Origin of the sequence: Arthrobacter sp. G119Y2, assembly GCF_038069765.1 — a bacterium.
In the GTDB taxonomy this organism is placed as follows: domain Bacteria; phylum Actinomycetota; class Actinomycetes; order Actinomycetales; family Micrococcaceae; genus Arthrobacter_B.
The window spans coordinates 151,418-167,906 of the sequence record NZ_JBBPFS010000003.1 but is presented as its reverse complement, the minus strand read 5'-3'; the positions used below and the strand labels follow the sequence as shown (position 1 = coordinate 167,906).

The following is a 16,489-nucleotide window of genomic DNA, read 5'->3' as shown; positions in this document are numbered from 1 at the left end:
ACCTGACGAAAGGCGCCCGGGAGGACGGACGGGACCTGAACGAACGCCTCGCTGAACGACGTGCCTCGAATCGGCGTACCCGGCGCGGCACCCCCGCCCGGAAGGAGGAAAGGCACCCGACCCGCCCCGGCGTCGTCGGCCGCTGAGCGCGCGGAAGTGAGACAGGTGTCCACATGCTGGACAGCATGTCCGGATGGTGGAACGGCAGTCCTAACATTGTCGAGAACGTCACTCCCACCTTCCGAAAGACCCCAAATGTCTACTAAGAATCCCTCCGCGGAGCCGGCATCGGCGCCGGCCAAGGCCAATTCCAAAGGCCGGGTGATCATCGCCAGCCTCGTCGGAACGTCCATCGAGTTCTACGACTTCTACGTCTACGCCACCGCGGCCGTCCTCGTGTTCCCGCGGCTGTTCTTCCCGAACGCCGAAGGTGTCACGGCGCTGCTGAGTTCCTTCGCCGTGTTCGGCGTGGCGTTCATTGCCCGCCCGCTCGGCTCGATCGTCTTTGGGCACTTCGGGGACAAGGTTGGCCGCAAGGGGACCCTGGTGGCGTCACTGCTGACCATGGGTATCGCGACCTTCCTGATCGGCTGCCTGCCCACCGCCGTCGACGGCTGGACGGTTCTGGCCCCGGCGATGCTGGTGGTCCTGCGGTTCGCCCAGGGCCTGGCCCTCGGCGGGGAATGGTCCGGCGCGGCGCTGCTGGCCACGGAGAACGCTCCGGCGAACAAACGCGCCGTCTGGGGAACGTTCCCGCAGCTGGGCGCACCGATCGGATTCATCCTGGCCAACGGCCTGTTCCTGCTGCTCAGCTTCCAGCTGGACGCCGACCAGTTCGACTCGTGGGGCTGGCGCATTCCGTTCCTGGCCAGCGCCGTCATGGTGATCATCGGCCTGTACGTGCGGCTGAAGCTGGTGGAGACCCCGGCCTTCCAGAAGGTTGTCGATTCCGGTGAAGTCAGCAAACTGCCGCTGAGCCGTGCGTTCAAGTACAGCTGGCGCCAGATGATTGCCGGTACGTTCATCATGCTGGCCACCTACGTGCTGTTCTACCTGATGACCACCTTCACGCTCTCCTACGGCACCGCCGCCAAGAGCGAGGAAGCCGCACGCGCGGCCGCCGAAAAGGCAGGCAAGACCTTCGATCCGGAAACCTTCGCCGCAGGTCTGGGCTACGCCCGCAATGACTTCCTGATCATGCTGATCATCGGCGTGGTGTTCTTCGGAATCTTCACGCTCGTCTCCGGTCCGCTGGCCGAGAAGTTCGGCCGCCGCAAGACACTGCTGGTCGTGACCGCCGGCATCTTCCTCTTCGGCTTCACCTTCTCGCCGCTGTTCGACGGCGGAACCGTGGGCGTCATGGCCCTGCTGATCATCGGCTTCACGCTGATGGGCCTGACCTTCGGGCCGATGGGCGCCATGCTGCCGGAACTGTTCCCGACCAACGTGCGGTACACCGGCTCGGCCATTGCCTACAACTTCTCCTCGATCCTGGGCGCTGCCGTGGCTCCGTTCATCGCCGTGGCCCTGTGGCAGGCGGCCGACGGAAGCCCGTGGCTGGTGGGCGTCTACCTGTCCTCGATGGCGGTGCTGACGCTGATCGCGCTGTTCGTCACCAAGGACACCAAGGACGTCGACTACGCGAACCACTCGACGAACTAACGTCCCGCAACGCCAAAGCGGCCCGGCCCCGGATCTCGGGGCCGGGCCGCTTTCGCGTCCGCGGGGTTCTACCGGTGCGTTTGGCGCCTCCGCCTCCGCCTGCGCCGGGAGCTAGTCCAGGATCGAGGCGATGACGGCGCCGGCGGAAACCGTTGCGCCGGGCAGTGCGCTGAGCCCGGAGACGGTGCCGGACTTGTGCGCGGTGAGCGGCTGCTCCATCTTCATGGCTTCCAGTACGACGACGAGATCGCCCTCGGCGACCTGCGCACCCTCCTGCACGGCCACCTTGACGATGGTGCCCTGCATCGGGGATGTCAGGTCGTCACCGGTGGCTGCGGGGTTGGCGCCGCCGCGGGTGCGGGAGGACTTGCGGGCCTTCCCGGTGGCTCCGCCGCGGCCGGCTGACCCGTTGGTCCCGTTGCCGGCACCGCCCAGACCGGCCGGCAGCACGACGTCGAGCCGCTTGCCGCCCACCTCAACCGTGACGCGCTGGCGGCCGCCGTCGTCGTCGTGCCGTGAAGTCAGGTCGCCCGACCACGCCGGGAGATCGTTGATGAACTGCGTTTCAATCCAGCGGGTGTGGACCGTGAAGGGACCGGCCGCGGGGGCAAAATCGGGATGCGCGACGACCGCGGAATGGAACGGCAGCACCGTGGGCATGCCCGTGATTTCCATTTCGGCCAGGGCGCGGCGGGCGCGCTGCAGGGCCTGCTCACGCGTGGCGCCGGTGACGATCAGCTTGGCGAGCATCGAATCGAAGTTGCCGCCGACGGTCTCACCGGCCTCGATGCCGGAATCGACGCGCACGCCGGGGCCGGAGGGCAGCTTGAAGGTCTCCACGGTTCCCGGAGCGGGCATGAAGCTGCGGCCCGGATCCTCGCCGTTGATGCGGAACTCGAACGAGTGGCCGCGGACCTCGGGATCGCCGTAGCCGAGCTCTTCGCCGCGGGCCAGCCGGAACTGCTCGCGGACGAGGTCCAGGCCGGTGACTTCCTCGGACACGGGATGCTCCACTTGCAGGCGCGTGTTGACCTCGAGGAAGGAAATGGTGCCGTCGGTGCCGACCAGGAACTCGCAGGTGCCTGCGCCCTGGTAGCCGGCCTCGCGCAGGATGGCCTTGGAGGCGGTGTAGAGGCGCTCGTTCTGCTCGTCCGTGAGGAACGGGGCCGGAGCCTCCTCCACAAGCTTCTGGTTGCGGCGCTGCAGCGAGCAGTCACGGGTGGAGACGACGACGACGTTGCCGTGCGCATCTGCCAGGCACTGGGTCTCGACGTGGCGCGGGGCGTCCAGGAAGCGTTCGATGAAGCATTCTCCGCGGCCGAAGGCGGCTGTGGCCTCGCGGACGGCGGACTCGAACATTTCCGGGATTTCCGAGCGGGTGCGGGCAACCTTGATGCCGCGGCCGCCGCCGCCGAAGGCTGCCTTGATGGCCAGGGGAAGGCCGTGCGCATCGGCGAAGTCCAGGACTTCCTGCGCGTTCTTGACCGGGTCGGCGGTGCCGGGAACGAGGGGTGCGCCGACCTTGGCCGCGATGTGGCGGGCCTGCACCTTGTCGCCGAGCTGGGAAATCGCGTGCGGGGAGGGGCCGATCCAGACCAGGCCCGCGTCAATGACGCGCTGGGCAAACTCGGCGTTCTCGGAGAGGAAGCCGTAGCCGGGATGGATGGCATCGGCGCCGGACTTGCGGGCGGCGTCGAGGATCTTGCCCATATCCAGGTAGGACTCCGCCGCCGTGCTGCCTTGCAGGGAGTACGCCTCGTCGGCGAGGCGGACATGCAGGGCGTCGCGGTCCGGATCGGCGTAGACGGCAACCGAGGCCAGGCCCTCGTCGCGCGCTGCCCGGATGACACGGACTGCGATTTCGCCGCGGTTGGCGATCAGGACTTTGGTGATGGAACGGGACTGCTGCGTGTGCTGCGGGTCGCCGGCGGGCGCGGGGTTGAACTGGCTCATTGAATGCACTGGCTCCTTTTGATCTGTTCGGAGCCTAGCGCGATTTTGTGGTCTCCGGCCATAATGCGTGCTGTTTGTGCGTGGGACGGGGCGTTTCATTGTGGGGACCCTACAACGCAGGCGTGCTTCGTGACGGTCTGTGCCGGCGGGGTTCGGGCCTCCCGGCGGCGCACTATTCCTGCACAGCGGGATGGCGGCGGCCGGTTATGCCCAGTAGGACCCGCCAATGTGCCGAAAGCCCGATGGCGAATGATTTATGGAAGCATGAGACTGCCACGGCCCCTCCCTGATGCTCTGCGCGGACAGCCCTTTACCCTGGTCGAAGCGAAAGCGCTGGGGGTGGGGATCGAGCGGCTTCGTGCTTCCGATCTCCGCGTTCCCAGCCGCTCCATCCGGGTCCCCCGCGGTGAACTCCGGGATCTCGCAGACAGCTGCAGACCGTACCTTGAGCTGGTGCCGGGTGCAGTCATCAGCCATGTCACAGCGGCGCGGCTGCACGGGCTGGCGCTGCCTCGGCGGTTCGCGGACGAGCCGGTGCTGCATCTGAGCCGTCGGCCGGGACAAGGAATGCCGCGAAGGCGCAATGTGGTGGGTCATCGCCTTGACCTGGCCCCTCGGGAGCAGAGTGTGCTGCGGGGCCTGCCTGTGACCGGAATAGCCCGAACCTGGTTGGACCTTGCCGGCATGCTGTCGCAGGAGGAACTCATTGTGATGGGAGACCAGATCGTGAGCGCCCACCGGCGCAGCTTTGGTCCGCCACGCATGGCGCTCGTCCCCTTGGAAGAACTGAAGAGATACCTTGCCGGCAAGGATCGCGTCGCCCATATCAGGAAGTGCCGCTCTGCTTTGGACCGCGTTCGCGTAGGCGTGGACTCGCCGCCCGAGACGGTGCTGCGGCTGATGCTGTCGGCCGATCCGGAGTTGCCCGAGTTCATACCGAACGTGCCCCTGTGCGATGACACGGGGGAGGCACGGATATGGTCGGACCTCGGATGCGGGGAATTCCGGACCTGCCTGGAGTACGACGGCGCTCACCACCTCACCCCGGAACAGCAGGCACGCGACCATTACCGGGACCTGAAGACGGCCGAGCTCGGCTGGACGCAGGTGAAAATCAGCAAAACGGATCTCGCTCAGGGTCGACGCAGTGTCCAGGCAAAGGTACGCCGTGGTCTGGCGCTGGCAGGGTGGGGTCGTTCATAACGACCATAACGGCGGCAGCTCATGCTCATCCGTAGTACAGATAACGGGCTTCCCGAGTCGGGATAGGCCCGTTATCTGTACTACCGACGACGGTGCCGGTCGGGATAGGCCCGTTATCTGTACTACCGACGACGGCGGCGGTCGGGATAGGCCCGTTATCTGTACTACCGACGACGACGGCGGCGGGTCCGGGAACGCCGCTGTGCCACAGGGGGAGCTACAGGTCCCAGAGGTCCGTGATCTTCACGCCGGCACTGGCGAGGAGCTCGCGGAGCATCGACACGGACAGCCCGACCACGGCGTGCGGATCGCCGTCGACCTTTTCAATGAAGGCGCCGCCCAGGGAATCGATCGTGAAGGAGCCGGCCACCTGCAGCGGCTCACCGGTGGCGACGTAGGCGTCGATTTCCTCGTCGGTCAGCTTCGCGAAGTGGACGGACGCGGAACTCACACCGCCGAGGGTCGCGCCGGAGCCGTCCTCGTCGGTGTCGCGGCAATCCACGAGCCAGTGCCCGGTGTGCAGCACTCCCACGTTGCCGCTCATCCGGCGGATCCGCTCACGCGCGACGTCGGCCTCCCAGGGCTTGCCGTGCGCTTCGCCCTGGAACTCAAAGACCGAGTCGCAGCCGACGACGAGCGAACCGTCAGCCTCGGGCAGCGCAGCAACGGCTTCGGCCTTGGCCCGGGCCAGCAGCAGGGCGGTGTCGTGCGGGTCAGTCAGGCCGTAGCGGGCGGTCACGGCGTCCTCGTCGACGTCGGACACGAGCACGGAGTGGGCAATTCCCGCGTTGGTCAGAAGCTTGGTGCGGGCGGGGGAGGCGGAAGCAAGGATCAGGTTCAGGTCAGTCACCCCTCCAGCCTAGTCCGCAGGCGGAGTGCGGCCGGAATGGGAGGACCGGAACGGGATGGCCGGCGCCGGGCTGTGGGCCGGAATGGGCGGGCCGGAACGGGAAGGCCGGCGCCGGGGGAAGGCCGGAACGGGAAGGCCGGCGCCGGCGGGAAGGCCGGAACGGAAACGCCGGCGCCGTGAGGGCCTAACGGCAAGGGCGGAGACGCGGAAGGCCGCCCCGGATATCCGGAGCGGCCTTCGCAGGTGATGCAGTGGAAGCGGTCAGCGCTTGTCGGACGACGACGGCGCCGGGCTGGTTGCGCACGCGCCACCGCCCGCTCCGGGCAGGTTGAGTCCTGCAGCCGACGTTCCGTCCGCAGTGGCGGTGGTCGTTCCGTCAGTGGCAGCACCGGCAGCAGCACCAGCCGAAGCACCGGCCGGAACTAGCTCCGGGGCCTCAACCTCGGTGGAGTCGTCGGCGAACGGATCGCCGTTGCGCTTGGCGTTGTACATGTCCAGGTCCAGCAGGCCGTTGCGCTTGGCGACGATCGCCGGGACCACGGTCTGTCCGGCCACGTTGACCGCGGTGCGGCCCATGTCCAGGATCGGGTCGATGGCGAGCAGCAGACCCACGCCGGCCAGCGGCAGGCCCAGGGTGGAGAGCGTCAGGGTCAGCATGACGACGGCGCCGGTGGTTCCTGCGGTTGCGGCCGAACCCAGCACCGAAACCAGGGCGATCAGCAGGTACTCGGTGAAGCCCAGATCGATGCCGAAGAACTGCGCCACGAAGATCGCGGAGACCGCCGGGTAGATCGAGGCGCAGCCGTCCATCTTAGTGGTGGCGCCCAGCGGAACAGCGAAGGAGGCGTAGGCGCGGGAGACGCCGAGGTTGCGCTCGGTGACCCGCTGGGTCAGCGGCAGCGTTCCCACCGAGGAGCGGGAGACGAAGGCCAGCTGGATGGCGGGCCAGGCGCCGGAGAACCACTGGCGGACGGACAGGCCGTGTGCCTTGATCAGTACCGGGTAGACAACAAACAGGACCAGGAACAGACCGATGTAGATGGTCACGGCAAACATGCCCAGCGACCCGATGGTGTCCCAGCCGTAGGTGGCCACCGCGGTGCCGATCAGGCCGATGGTGCCGACCGGGGCGAGGCGGATGATCCACCACAGAACCTTCTGGATCACGGCCAGAGCCGACGCATTCAGGGCCAGGAACGGTTCAGCGGGCTTGCCCACCTTCAGGGCGGCAATGCCGACGGCGATGGCAATGACGAGGATCTGCAGCACATTGAAGCTGATGCTGGTGCTGACGTCACCGCTCTCCGCAACCTTGGAGCTGGCGCCCAGGCCCAGGAAGTTCCCCGGCACCAGGCCGGTGAGGAATCCGACCCAGCTGCCCTGGCTGCCGGTGAACTCCTTCTCAGGAACGTTTGAGGTGTTGCCCGGCTGCAGAATGACGCCGAGCAGGATGCCGATGACCACACTGATCAGCGCCGTGATGGCGAACCAGAGCAGGGTCTGCCACGCCAGCCGTGCGGCGTTGGAGACGGCGCGCAGGTTGGCAATGGAGCTCACGACGGCGGTGAAGATCAGGGGTACGACGGCGGCCTTCAGCAGCGAGACGTAGCTCGTGCCGATGGTGTCCAGTGTGGTGGTCAGCCAGTTGGGCTCGCCGTCGCCGACGGTGCCCATGCTCTTGGCCAATAGGCCCAGCAGCAGGCCCGCCACGAGGGCGGCAATGATCTGCGGTCCGAAGGCGGTGGCCCACCGGGGCAGCCTGCGGCCGGCGGAAGTCTTGGGGGAGGAAGTCTGTGTGGTCACGCTGAAAATAGTAGCCGCGGATCATTACCAGACAAGATTGCCCATTGCGAAATGTTACGCCGCAGCCGTTTCCCGTTCCGCGCCGGATAAAGGCAAAACCCCCGGAATGTGGCGGACTACGCCGCATTCCGGGAGTTATTCCCGGCATGCCTGTGAGCAATGTCGCTCCGGGCGGGCGTTGTTACTCGCCGAGCAGCGCCCGCCGCAGGGTGTCCAGCCCGACGGAGCCCAGGGCCAGGGCGCGGGTGTGGAAGTCCTTCTGGTCGAAGTCCGCTCCCTCGCGGCTGCGGACCTCGTCCCGGATCTGCTCCCAGAGGCGCTGGCCCAGCTTGTACGCCGGCGCCTGCCCGGGCCAGCCCAGGTAGCGGGTGAACTCGAAGTTCAGCTGGCCCTCGGAGATGGCGATGTTCTGCCGCAGGAATTCGTAGCCCTTTTCGGCGGTCCAAGTGCCGGAGCCCCAGCGCTCGGGGACGTCCAGTTCCAGGTGGACCCCGATGTCGAAGACCACGCGGGCGGCCCGCATGCGCTGGGCGTCGAGCATGCCCATCTTGTCGCCGGGATCGCTGAGGTAGCCCAGCTCGTCCATCAGCCGCTCGGCGTACAGGGCCCAGCCCTCGCCGTGGCCGGAAACCCAGCAGATGTTGCGGCGCCAGTTGTTCAGCAGCCCGCGGGCTGCCGTCGCCGTCGCGATCTGCAGGTGGTGGCCCGGAACGCCCTCGTGGTAGACGGTGGTGGTTTCCTTCCACGTGGTGAAGGTGTCCTCGCCGGCGGGAACGGACCACCACATGCGGCCCGGGCGGGAGAAGTCGTCGCTGGGGCCGGTGTAGTAGATGCCGCCTTCCTGCGTGGGGGCAATCATGCACTCGATCTGCCGCATCGGCCCGTTGATCTCAAAGTGGGTTCCGGCCAGGTCGGCGACGGCGCGGTCCGCCAGGCCCTGCATCCAGGCCTGCAGCTCGGCGGTGCCGTGCAGCTGGCGTTCCGGATCCTCGTCCAGCAGGCGCATGGCCTCCTCAACCGTCGCACCGGGCTTGATCTGCTCGGCAACAGCCTCCTGCTCGGCGATGATGCGGTCCAGTTCCTCCACGCCCCACTGGTAGGTCTCCTCCAGGTCCACGGCGGATCCGAGGAAGCGGCGGGACATCAGGGCGTAGCGCTCCCGGCCCACGGCATCCTTTTCGGGTGCGACGGGAAGCAGCTCGGTTTCCAGGAAGGACGCCAGTCCGCGGTAGGCGGCGCGGGCGGAGTCGGCGCCGGCCCGCAGCTCGGCCATGAGGCCCTCCGGGAGGGATCCGCCGTCGGGCAGTGCGGCGTTGGAGGCATAGTCGTCAAAGAAGCCGCCGTCTTCGGCGTACTTGGCGGTCTGCTCCATGACAATCTGCACCTGGCGGCTGGCGGGCAGCAGCCCGCGCTCCTTGCCGCCCCGCAGCGAGGTCATGTAGCCGGAGACGGCGTCGGCGACGTTCTGCAGCCGGCCGCAGATGTTCTGCCAGTCCTCCACCGTGGCGGTGGGCATCAGGTCAAAGATCGAGCGGATTTCCTGCGCCGGCGAGGCAATGTTGTTCAGGTTCGACAGGTTCCAGCCGGATTCGTGGATTTCCAGTTCAAGGCCCAGGCGCTCGTGCATGGCATCGAGGGTGACGCGGTCGACGTCGTCGGACGGCTGCAGGCCGTCGAGGCGTTCCAGCGTCTCCCGGATGGCTTCGGCGCCGGATTCCAGGCCCGCGGGGGAGTAGTCGGCGTACTCGGTTTCATGCCCGGGGATGCCCAGGGATGTGGCGAGGGACGGATCCAGCTGCAGCAGAGTCTCGGTGAAGGCATCGGCAACGGCGTCGATGGCGGTCGGCTGGCGGTACTGCGCGCCGGAGAAGGACAGGGGATCTGATGAAGGAGTCTGTTGGGTCACAGGTGAAGCCTAACGCCAACTTTGCGTTCACCAATTTTTTCCAGCGGGCAGGCGTAACGTGCGCCGCCGCCGCGGGCCGGCGGAGGCCCGGGCCGGCTCAGCGGAAGCTGCGCCGCCAGGAACCGGGTCCGGGCTTGGGTGCCAGGCTCAGCATCCGCCGCCGGTTCCAGATCCGGCGCGCGGACTCGGGCGTGGTGCGCGGGGCGTCGCCGTCGGTGCTCAGGCCCATGACGACGGCGGTGAGCGCCGCGAGCTCCTCGGCCGACGGATTGCCGCCCAGGACGGAGAACAGCGGCGGCTGGGGCGCGGCCGGTTCCGGCGCCCGGTCCCAGGGATCCGGCAGTTCCCAGGCCGTCACAGCGGGATGTTCCCGTGCTTCTTGGCGGGCAGGGCGGCACGCTTGTCACGCAGCGCCCGCAGCCCGCGGATCAGCTGCAGCCGGGTTTCCGAGGGGGCGACGACGGCGTCCACGTAGCCGAGCTCGGCGGCCTGGTAGGGGTTGAGCAGCTCTTCCTCGTACTGAGCGATGTAGTCCGCGCGTGCCTGCTCAACGCTTTCACCGGCGTCGGCCGCTGCCTTGAGCTGGCCGCGGTAGAGGATGTTCACCGCGCCCTGGGCTCCCATGACCCCGATCTGCGCGGTGGGCCAGGCCAGGTTCAGGTCCGCGCCGAGCTTCTTGGAGCCCATCACGATGTAGGCGCCGCCGTACGCCTTGCGGGTGATGACGGTGAGCTTGGGAACGGTGGCCTCAGCGTACGCGTAAAGCAGCTTCGCGCCGCGCCGGATGATGCCGTTGAACTCCTGGTCCGTGCCCGGCAGGAAGCCCGGAACATCCACGAAGGTCAGGATGGGGACGTTGAAGGCGTCGCAGTTGCGGACAAAGCGGGCTGCCTTTTCGGAGGCGGCAATGTCCAGGGTGCCGGCGAACTGCATCGGCTGGTTGGCGACGACGCCCACGGTGTGGCCCTCAACGCGGCCGTAGCCGATCATGACGTTCGGCGCGTAGAGGGACTGCATCTCGAGGAAGTGGCCGTCGTCGAGCACCTGCTCGATCACCGTGCGCATGTCGTACGGCTGGTTAGCGGAGTCCGGAATCAGCTCATCGAGGGCGAGGTCGCCGTCGTTCAGTTCCATGTCCTGTGAGAAGGCGGCCAGCGGCGCTTCGGCGAGGTTGTTTGAGGGCAGGAAGTCCAGCAGCTCGCGGACAAACTCGATGGCGTCCTCTTCGTCGGAAGCCAGATACGTGGAGGTGCCGGTGTTGGCGTTGTGCTGCCGCGCGCCGCCGAGGGTTTCCATGTCCACGTCCTCGCCGGTCACGGTCTTGATGACGTCGGGTCCGGTGATGAACATGTGGCTGGTTTTGTCCACCATGACCACATAGTCGGTGAGCGCGGGGGAGTAGGCGGCGCCGCCGGCGGACGGGCCCATGATCAGCGAAATCTGGGGGACGACGCCGGAGGCATGGACGTTGTTGCGGAAGATGTCGGCGAACATGGCCAGCGAGGCCACGCCCTCCTGGATGCGGGCGCCGCCGCCGTCGAGGATGCCGACGACGGGGCAGCCGTTGCGCAGGGCGTGTTCCTGGACCTTGACGATCTTTTCGCCGTTGACCTGGCTCAGCGAGCCGCCGTACACGGTGAAGTCCTGGCTGTAGACGGCGATCGGGCGGCCGTCCACGGTGGCGTAGCCCGAGACCAGGCCGTCACCCAGCGGCTTCTTTTTTTCCATGCCGAAGGCGGTGGAGCGGTGGACCGCCAGGGCGTCGAGCTCGACGAAGGATCCGGCATCAACCAGCATCTCGATGCGCTCGCGGGCGGTGTGCTTGCCGCGGGCATGCTGCTTATCGACGGCTGCCTGGCCGGAGGGCATTTCAGCCTGCGCCTGGCGGCGGCGGTACTCAGCGATCTTGCCGGCTGTTGTCTGCAGATCAAGGTCCTGGTCGATGCTCATCTGGTCTCCGGAGTGCTGAGTGGATGGGGCGGTCACAGCGCGTTAAGTAGGAATTGCACAAAGCGCACGGCAATTAGTCCAGTCTAGTGAGGCCCCGCGCCGGGTCCCGGTGTAGGGATCCTACAATTTCGCGCTGCTGCTCTTGGCCGCCGAGGGTGCCGGTACCGGTTCGGCAGGCGTTTCCGGCGCCCCTTAGGGTGCCGCTGCAGTTCCCTCTCCGGGCTCCTGCAAGCAGTGTTTTCCCCGTGCTCGCGGGCGATGTTCCGTCGGCTGTGTGAAGGAAGTCCCGCGTAACAGTGACGGTGCCGTGAAAGGATTCTTCCGGCCTGCAGCGGGTGCGGGTCCCTGTTCCGGTGAGGAGTCTCTGCGCGTGTTTGATACGGACTTTTGGCTGGTGGTCCAAACTGCTGCGCTGGTCACGGCCGGCTTCGGCGTCTGGATCCTGGCGCGTGCCTGCTGGGACTACGCCGGGCTGCCTTCCGTCCAGGACGCGTACCTGCAGGCGGTTGAGGAGCGGCTGCAGGAGCTGGATCCGGTGCGGCCGGTCCCCGCTTTCGGGCTACGGGCGGTGCTGGCCCGCGGCAGTGCGTCACGGGGCAGTGTGTCACGGGGCAGCTCCGGCGGCGTGCCGTCGCTGGAGACCGGAACGCCGCCGCTGAAGTCCGGCAGTGCGCCGTCGGGCCCTAGCGTGCCGCCGCTGGAGACCGACGCGCCGCCGCTGAAGTCCGGCCGTGCGCCGTCAGGCCCGGACGCGCCGTCGCGCCCTCTCGGCCGGAGGGACGCGGACTATCTTCGCCGGACCCGGCGAGCCCTGCGGTCCCGCCCCTCGCCGGCGGAGCGTGCCGCCTCGCAGCAGGCACTGCTGCGGCTGTTGAATCGGCCTGAACTGGAGACCGCCGAGCGGCACGCCGCCGACCACGCGGCCTCCGCCCTCGTGGCGGCTGTCGCCGCTGCCGGCACGGTGGGAGAGCTCGCCGGAACCCGGAAGATGCTGCGTGCCTCCGCCGGCCGGTTGCTGCGCCGTGAAATTCCGCGGCGTTTTGTGGCGGCCTTCCTGCCCGGAATGGCCCGGTATCTGGATTTCGTCGGCCGCGGCAGCTCCCTCGGCCTGGCATCCGGTGTCCTGCTGGCGGGCGGCCTGGCTGGCAATGCCGACCTGGTGGGTGCCCTGACCTCGGTGTGCGGCGTGGCCGGGGCGGTCATTTTTACGCTGACCGTGATCCGCTGCGAGTCCCGGTCCTGGCCCGCCGGCGAATCCGGCCTGTGGCTTCGGGCCGCGCGCCGTTATCCGCAGGCCTTCTTTCTGCTGCGGCTGGCACTGACCACCGCTGCGGTGCTGCTTGGCGTGCATCTGGTGCGGACGTAGCCCGGCCGAAACACGATGTTACTGGTCAGTAACATAAGCGGCGGACATGTATTAGCCTGTTCCCATGACTTCTCTCACTCCTGTTGCCCAGACCCGTTCCCTTGCCGGCCGCACCATCCTGATGTCCGGCGGCAGCCGCGGCATCGGTCTGGCCATCGCTCTGCGCGCAGCCGCCGACGGCGCGAACATCGCCATCATGGCCAAGACCGCCGAGCCCCACCCGAAGCTGCAGGGCACGGTCTACACCGCGGCCGAGCAGCTGGAGGCAGCCGGCGGCAAGGCCCTGCCGATCATCGGGGATGTGCGGAACGACGACGACGTCGCCCGCGCCGTCGCCGAAACGGTGGAGCGCTTCGGGGGCATCGACATCGTCGTCAACAACGCCTCCGCCATCGACCTGCGGAACACTGACGACGTCACCATGAAGAGCTACGACCTGATGGCCGACATCAACGTCCGCGGCACCTTCATGCTCTCCAAGTTCTCCCTCGACGCCCTGCGCCGCTCGGAAAACCCGCACATCCTCACGCTGTCCCCGCCGCTGAATCTGGATCCGAAGTGGGCAGGCTCCTACCTGGCCTACACGATGGCCAAGTACGGCATGTCAATGACCACGCTGGGCCTGGCGGAAGAACTGAAGAACGACGGCGTCGCGGTGAACTCGCTCTGGCCCGTCACCGCGATCGACACCGCCGCCATCCGCAACCTCGGCGGCGAAACCATGGCCGCCGCCTCGCGCAGCGCCGACATCATGGCCGACGCGGCGCACGCCGTCCTCACCCGCTCCAGCCGCGAGGCCACGGGCAACTTCTACACGGACGAGCAGGTCCTCCGCGAAGAAGGCATCACCGACTTCCGCCCCTATTCCCTCGGCGCGCCCGAAGACAAGCTCATGCAGGACTTCTTTCTCTAAGGACCGGGGAAGGCCCGGCCGGCCAGGAGACGCCGGGCCGGCCAGGAGACGCCGGGCCGGCCGGATGCCACGGCTGACAATTCCAGCCGTGGCACGGCCGGGAGACGGCGGTGCCGGGCCGCGCCCACCGGTGGCCGGGACCGGCAGGCGGGAATGTCCGGCACCCCGCGTAAGATCGGAAGCATGCATTTGCGTTACTCCAGCATGGAAAGACCAGGGCTTGACCAGGAGCGTCTCCGGACCGCGCTCGTGGCGCCGCAGGGACCCCTGCCCCGGCTGGATGTCGTGGCCGAAACCGGCTCCACCAACACGGACCTCGCCGACGAGGCGCGGCTCCGCCCCGCGGACGTGCCGGACCTGTCGGTCCTGACAGCAGAGATGCAGACCGCCGGCAAGGGACGGCTGGGCCGGACCTGGATTGCCCCGCCGCGCTCGTCGCTGTTTGTCAGTGTCCTGCTCCGTCCGGTGAACGCCGCCGGAAGGCCGCTGCCCACCCAGTCCTACGGCTGGCTTTCCCTGCTGGCTGCGCTGGCACTGTCCGAGTCGGTGGCCCGCCGCACCGGCGTTGAGGCCCGCTTGAAGTGGCCCAACGACGTCATGGTGGACGGGCGCAAGCTGGCCGGGGTCCTGGCGCAGCTGGTGATGGATTCCAGCGGCGCGCCTCCCGCCGTCGTCGTCGGCGCAGGCATGAATGTCTCGCTGACCGACGAGGACCTGCCCGTCCCCACGGCCACCTCGCTGCTGATGGAGTACGCCTCCACCACCGACCGCAACATTCTTCTCGAGGATTATCTGCGCGAACTGACCGGTAAATACCGGGAGTTCTGCGCCGTCGACGGCGACGCCTCGGCGGCGTGGGCGGACGGGACGTCGCTGCTGGAAAAAATTACGTCACGGATGGTCACCCTGGGCCAGGAGGTTCGGGCGGAACTGCCCGGCGGAAAAACGCTGACCGGGCGTGCCGTCGCCCTGGATGCTTACGGATCGCTGGTCCTGGTTGACGAACTCGGCGATCGGCATGCGGTCGTGGCCGGCGACGTGGTGCACCTGCGCGCCGTGCAGGCGTGAGCGTCCGGCTGAACCTGGCGCCGGGGGAGCGCATCATTGTGGCCAGCCGCCCGCACGCCCGCCAGCTGGTGTGGCCCGTTGTCCTGGCTGTCCTCGTGTGTGCCGCCGCCGGTTTTGTCTACGGGTATCTGGACCGCGACTCGCTGCCCGGGCAGGTTGCCGACTGGCACGCGTACCTGCAGGCCTCCGTCGTCGCCGTTGCCGCGGTGCTGCTGGCCCGGTTCAGCCTGCCGCCGGTGCTGCGCTGGGCCTTTGCGCGGTATATCGTGACGAACCGCCGGCTCATTCACCGCCAGGGCGTGCTGCGCCGGAGGGAACGCGAGCTGGCGCTGGCCTCGGTCTTTCAGCTGGAGGCGTGGCAGACCGTGACGGACCGGATGCAGCGTTCCGGGACGCTGGCGGTGGACGTCGGCTATGACCGGGTGGTCCACTACGAACACGTTCCCGAGGTCCACAAGTTCAAAGCCATAGTGCTGGCCGCCATAGGGGAGCTGCCACTGACGGCCATGTTTGATGGTGTAGATATGGAAGGAGATGGGGATTACGACTACGAAGGGAGGGGAGATGAGTGAGGAAGGCCGCGACGCCGAACCGGTAGCGGACCCTGAGCCCATGACCCTGTCCATGCCCGCCGTTTCTCCTCGGGCCCGGCCCTCCGCCGGCGGGTCCTCCGACAACGGGTCCGGGAACGGATCCGACAAGGCCGGGCGGTCGCCCGGCGAGGCGGGCACTTCCGGTGCAGCGTCCTCAGGCGCAGCCTCGACGGCAATCGACCGGGAGGACGTGCGCAGGCTCGAAGCGCAGCTGATCGGCGGCCCGCGAACGCTTAAGCGGCGCGAGGCAGCCGCCGAGGCGGGCGTGTCGCTGCTCTCGGCCCGCAAGCTCTGGCGGGCGATGGGCTTCCCCAACCTCGACGACGACGCCGTGTTCTTCACCGAGCAGGACCGGGAGGCCCTGACCACGGTGATTGAACTGGTCCGCGACGAGCAGCTCACCGAGGAAGCGGCAATCTCGATCATGCGCTCCATCGGCCAGATGACCGACCGCATGGTGGTTTGGCAGGTCGAAGCGCTGGTGGAAGAGATGGTGGTCCAGCGCGGAATTCCCGACGCCGAAGCCCGCAAGGCGCTGGTGGCAGCCCTTCCGGCGCTGATCGAGCCCCTGGAAAAGACGCTGGTCTACGCCTGGAAGCGGCAGATGAACTCTGCGGTGCAGCGTCTGGCGCTGCGGGCCGAAGCCGGGCTGGCCAGCCATGACGGCTCCGCCTCGGATGACAATCCGCTGCCGCTGGCACGCGCCGTCGGCTTTGCCGACCTGGTCTCCTACACCTCCCTGTCGCGCCAGATGAATGAGAAGACCCTGGCCCATATGGTCCAGCGCTTCGAGCACAAGTGCGCCGAGATCATTTCGGTGGGCGGCGGCCGGCTGGTCAAGACCATTGGCGACGAAGTGCTCTTCAACGCGGAGACGCCCGAGGCCGGAGCGGAGATTTCACTGGCGCTGGCCAAGGCGTTTACGGAAGATGACCTGCTGCCGGCGGCACGCGTGTCCCTGGTCTGGGGGCGGGTGCTCTCGCGGCTGGGTGACATTTACGGACCGACCGTGAACCTGGCCTCGCGGCTGACGTCGCTCGCCGAACCCGGCACCGTCCTGACTGACGCCTCAACGGCCGCTGCACTGCGGAACAACGACAGGTTTGTGCTCATTCCGCACCAGCCGCGCAACGTGCGTGGATTCGGTGAAATCCACCCGGTGACCCTTGCCCGTGGCACCGGTCCGGGCCTGATCCTCGACTGACCGCCTCTGTCCCGCTGC

General features: G+C 67.8%; 13 protein-coding genes. 7 read left to right on the top strand and 6 right to left on the bottom strand.

Going from position 1 to position 16,489, the window contains the following annotated elements:
* Positions 1–255: 255 nt before the first annotated feature.
* Positions 256–1,662 carry an MFS transporter gene (locus WKB88_RS07375; RefSeq protein ID WP_341393891.1) on the top strand — a complete coding sequence of 469 codons (1,407 nt, stop codon included), beginning with the start codon at positions 256–258 and terminating at the stop codon, positions 1,660–1,662.
* A 111-nt stretch (positions 1,663–1,773) separates the two neighbouring features.
* Here WKB88_RS07375 and WKB88_RS07370 read toward each other — a convergent pair whose 3' ends face one another.
* Positions 1,774–3,615 carry an acetyl/propionyl/methylcrotonyl-CoA carboxylase subunit alpha gene (locus WKB88_RS07370; protein WP_341393890.1) on the bottom strand — a complete coding sequence of 614 codons (1,842 nt, stop codon included), beginning with the start codon at positions 3,613–3,615 and terminating at the stop codon, positions 1,774–1,776.
* 453 nt (positions 3,616–4,068) lie between these two features.
* Between WKB88_RS07370 and WKB88_RS07365 the strand changes: the two genes are divergently transcribed.
* Positions 4,069–4,818, top strand: a complete 750-nt coding sequence (locus WKB88_RS07365; RefSeq protein WP_341393889.1) for an endonuclease domain-containing protein — start codon at positions 4,069–4,071, stop codon at positions 4,816–4,818.
* Between the two features lie 217 nt (positions 4,819–5,035).
* Here the strand turns inward: WKB88_RS07365 and WKB88_RS07360 are convergent, their stop codons facing one another.
* From WKB88_RS07360 to WKB88_RS07340, 5 genes are all read right to left on the bottom strand, one after another.
* Positions 5,036–5,668 (bottom strand): Maf family protein, encoded by a 633-nt coding sequence (locus WKB88_RS07360; protein WP_341393888.1) that lies wholly within the window; start codon positions 5,666–5,668, stop codon positions 5,036–5,038.
* A 261-nt stretch (positions 5,669–5,929) separates the two neighbouring features.
* Complete coding sequence (locus tag WKB88_RS07355) at positions 5,930–7,471, bottom strand: dicarboxylate/amino acid:cation symporter (RefSeq protein WP_341393887.1); 1,542 nt, start codon at positions 7,469–7,471, stop codon at positions 5,930–5,932.
* 181 nt (positions 7,472–7,652) lie between these two features.
* Entirely contained in the window at positions 7,653–9,347 is a 1,695-nt protein-coding gene (locus tag WKB88_RS07350) for a DUF885 domain-containing protein (protein WP_341394239.1), read from the bottom strand.
* Between the two features lie 127 nt (positions 9,348–9,474).
* Entirely contained in the window at positions 9,475–9,735 is a 261-nt protein-coding gene (locus WKB88_RS07345; RefSeq protein WP_341393886.1) for an acyl-CoA carboxylase subunit epsilon, read from the bottom strand.
* Positions 9,732–11,327 (bottom strand): acyl-CoA carboxylase subunit beta, encoded by a 1,596-nt coding sequence (locus WKB88_RS07340; RefSeq protein ID WP_341394238.1) that lies wholly within the window; start codon positions 11,325–11,327, stop codon positions 9,732–9,734. The genes WKB88_RS07345 and WKB88_RS07340 overlap by 4 nt, the downstream gene beginning before the upstream one ends.
* 370 nt (positions 11,328–11,697) lie before the next feature.
* Between WKB88_RS07340 and WKB88_RS07335 the strand changes: the two genes are divergently transcribed.
* The 5 genes from WKB88_RS07335 (at position 11,698) to WKB88_RS07315 (ending at position 16,471) form a co-directional block, all read left to right on the top strand.
* On the top strand, positions 11,698–12,693 hold the full coding sequence (locus tag WKB88_RS07335) for a hypothetical protein (protein WP_341393885.1): 996 nt from the start codon (positions 11,698–11,700) through the stop codon (positions 12,691–12,693).
* Positions 12,694–12,757: 64 nt separating this feature from the next.
* Positions 12,758–13,606: an SDR family oxidoreductase gene (locus WKB88_RS07330; RefSeq protein WP_341393884.1), complete on the top strand. Its 849-nt coding sequence runs from the start codon at positions 12,758–12,760 to the stop codon at positions 13,604–13,606.
* Between the two features lie 183 nt (positions 13,607–13,789).
* On the top strand, positions 13,790–14,674 hold the full coding sequence (locus WKB88_RS07325; RefSeq protein WP_341393883.1) for a biotin--[acetyl-CoA-carboxylase] ligase: 885 nt from the start codon (positions 13,790–13,792) through the stop codon (positions 14,672–14,674).
* Positions 14,671–15,246 (top strand): PH domain-containing protein, encoded by a 576-nt coding sequence (locus tag WKB88_RS07320; protein ID WP_341393882.1) that lies wholly within the window; start codon positions 14,671–14,673, stop codon positions 15,244–15,246. Before WKB88_RS07325 ends, WKB88_RS07320 begins: the two co-directional genes overlap by 4 nt.
* On the top strand, positions 15,239–16,471 hold the full coding sequence (locus WKB88_RS07315) for an adenylate/guanylate cyclase domain-containing protein (RefSeq protein ID WP_341393881.1): 1,233 nt from the start codon (positions 15,239–15,241) through the stop codon (positions 16,469–16,471). The genes WKB88_RS07320 and WKB88_RS07315 overlap by 8 nt, the downstream gene beginning before the upstream one ends.
* Positions 16,472–16,489: the final 18 nt, after the last annotated feature.

Excerpts from the sequence above, each read along its gene's own strand:
- WKB88_RS07375 (WP_341393891.1), top strand. The coding sequence starts at position 256 with ATGTCTACTAAGAATCCCTCCGCGGAGCCGGCATCGGCGCCGGCCAAG.
- WKB88_RS07370 (WP_341393890.1), bottom strand. The coding sequence starts at position 3,615 with ATGAGCCAGTTCAACCCCGCGCCCGCCGGCGACCCGCAGCACACGCAG.
- WKB88_RS07340 (WP_341394238.1), bottom strand. The coding sequence starts at position 11,327 with ATGAGCATCGACCAGGACCTTGATCTGCAGACAACAGCCGGCAAGATC.
- WKB88_RS07330 (WP_341393884.1), top strand. The coding sequence starts at position 12,758 with ATGACTTCTCTCACTCCTGTTGCCCAGACCCGTTCCCTTGCCGGCCGC.
- WKB88_RS07325 (WP_341393883.1), top strand. The coding sequence starts at position 13,790 with ATGCATTTGCGTTACTCCAGCATGGAAAGACCAGGGCTTGACCAGGAG.
- WKB88_RS07315 (WP_341393881.1), top strand. The coding sequence starts at position 15,239 with ATGAGTGAGGAAGGCCGCGACGCCGAACCGGTAGCGGACCCTGAGCCC.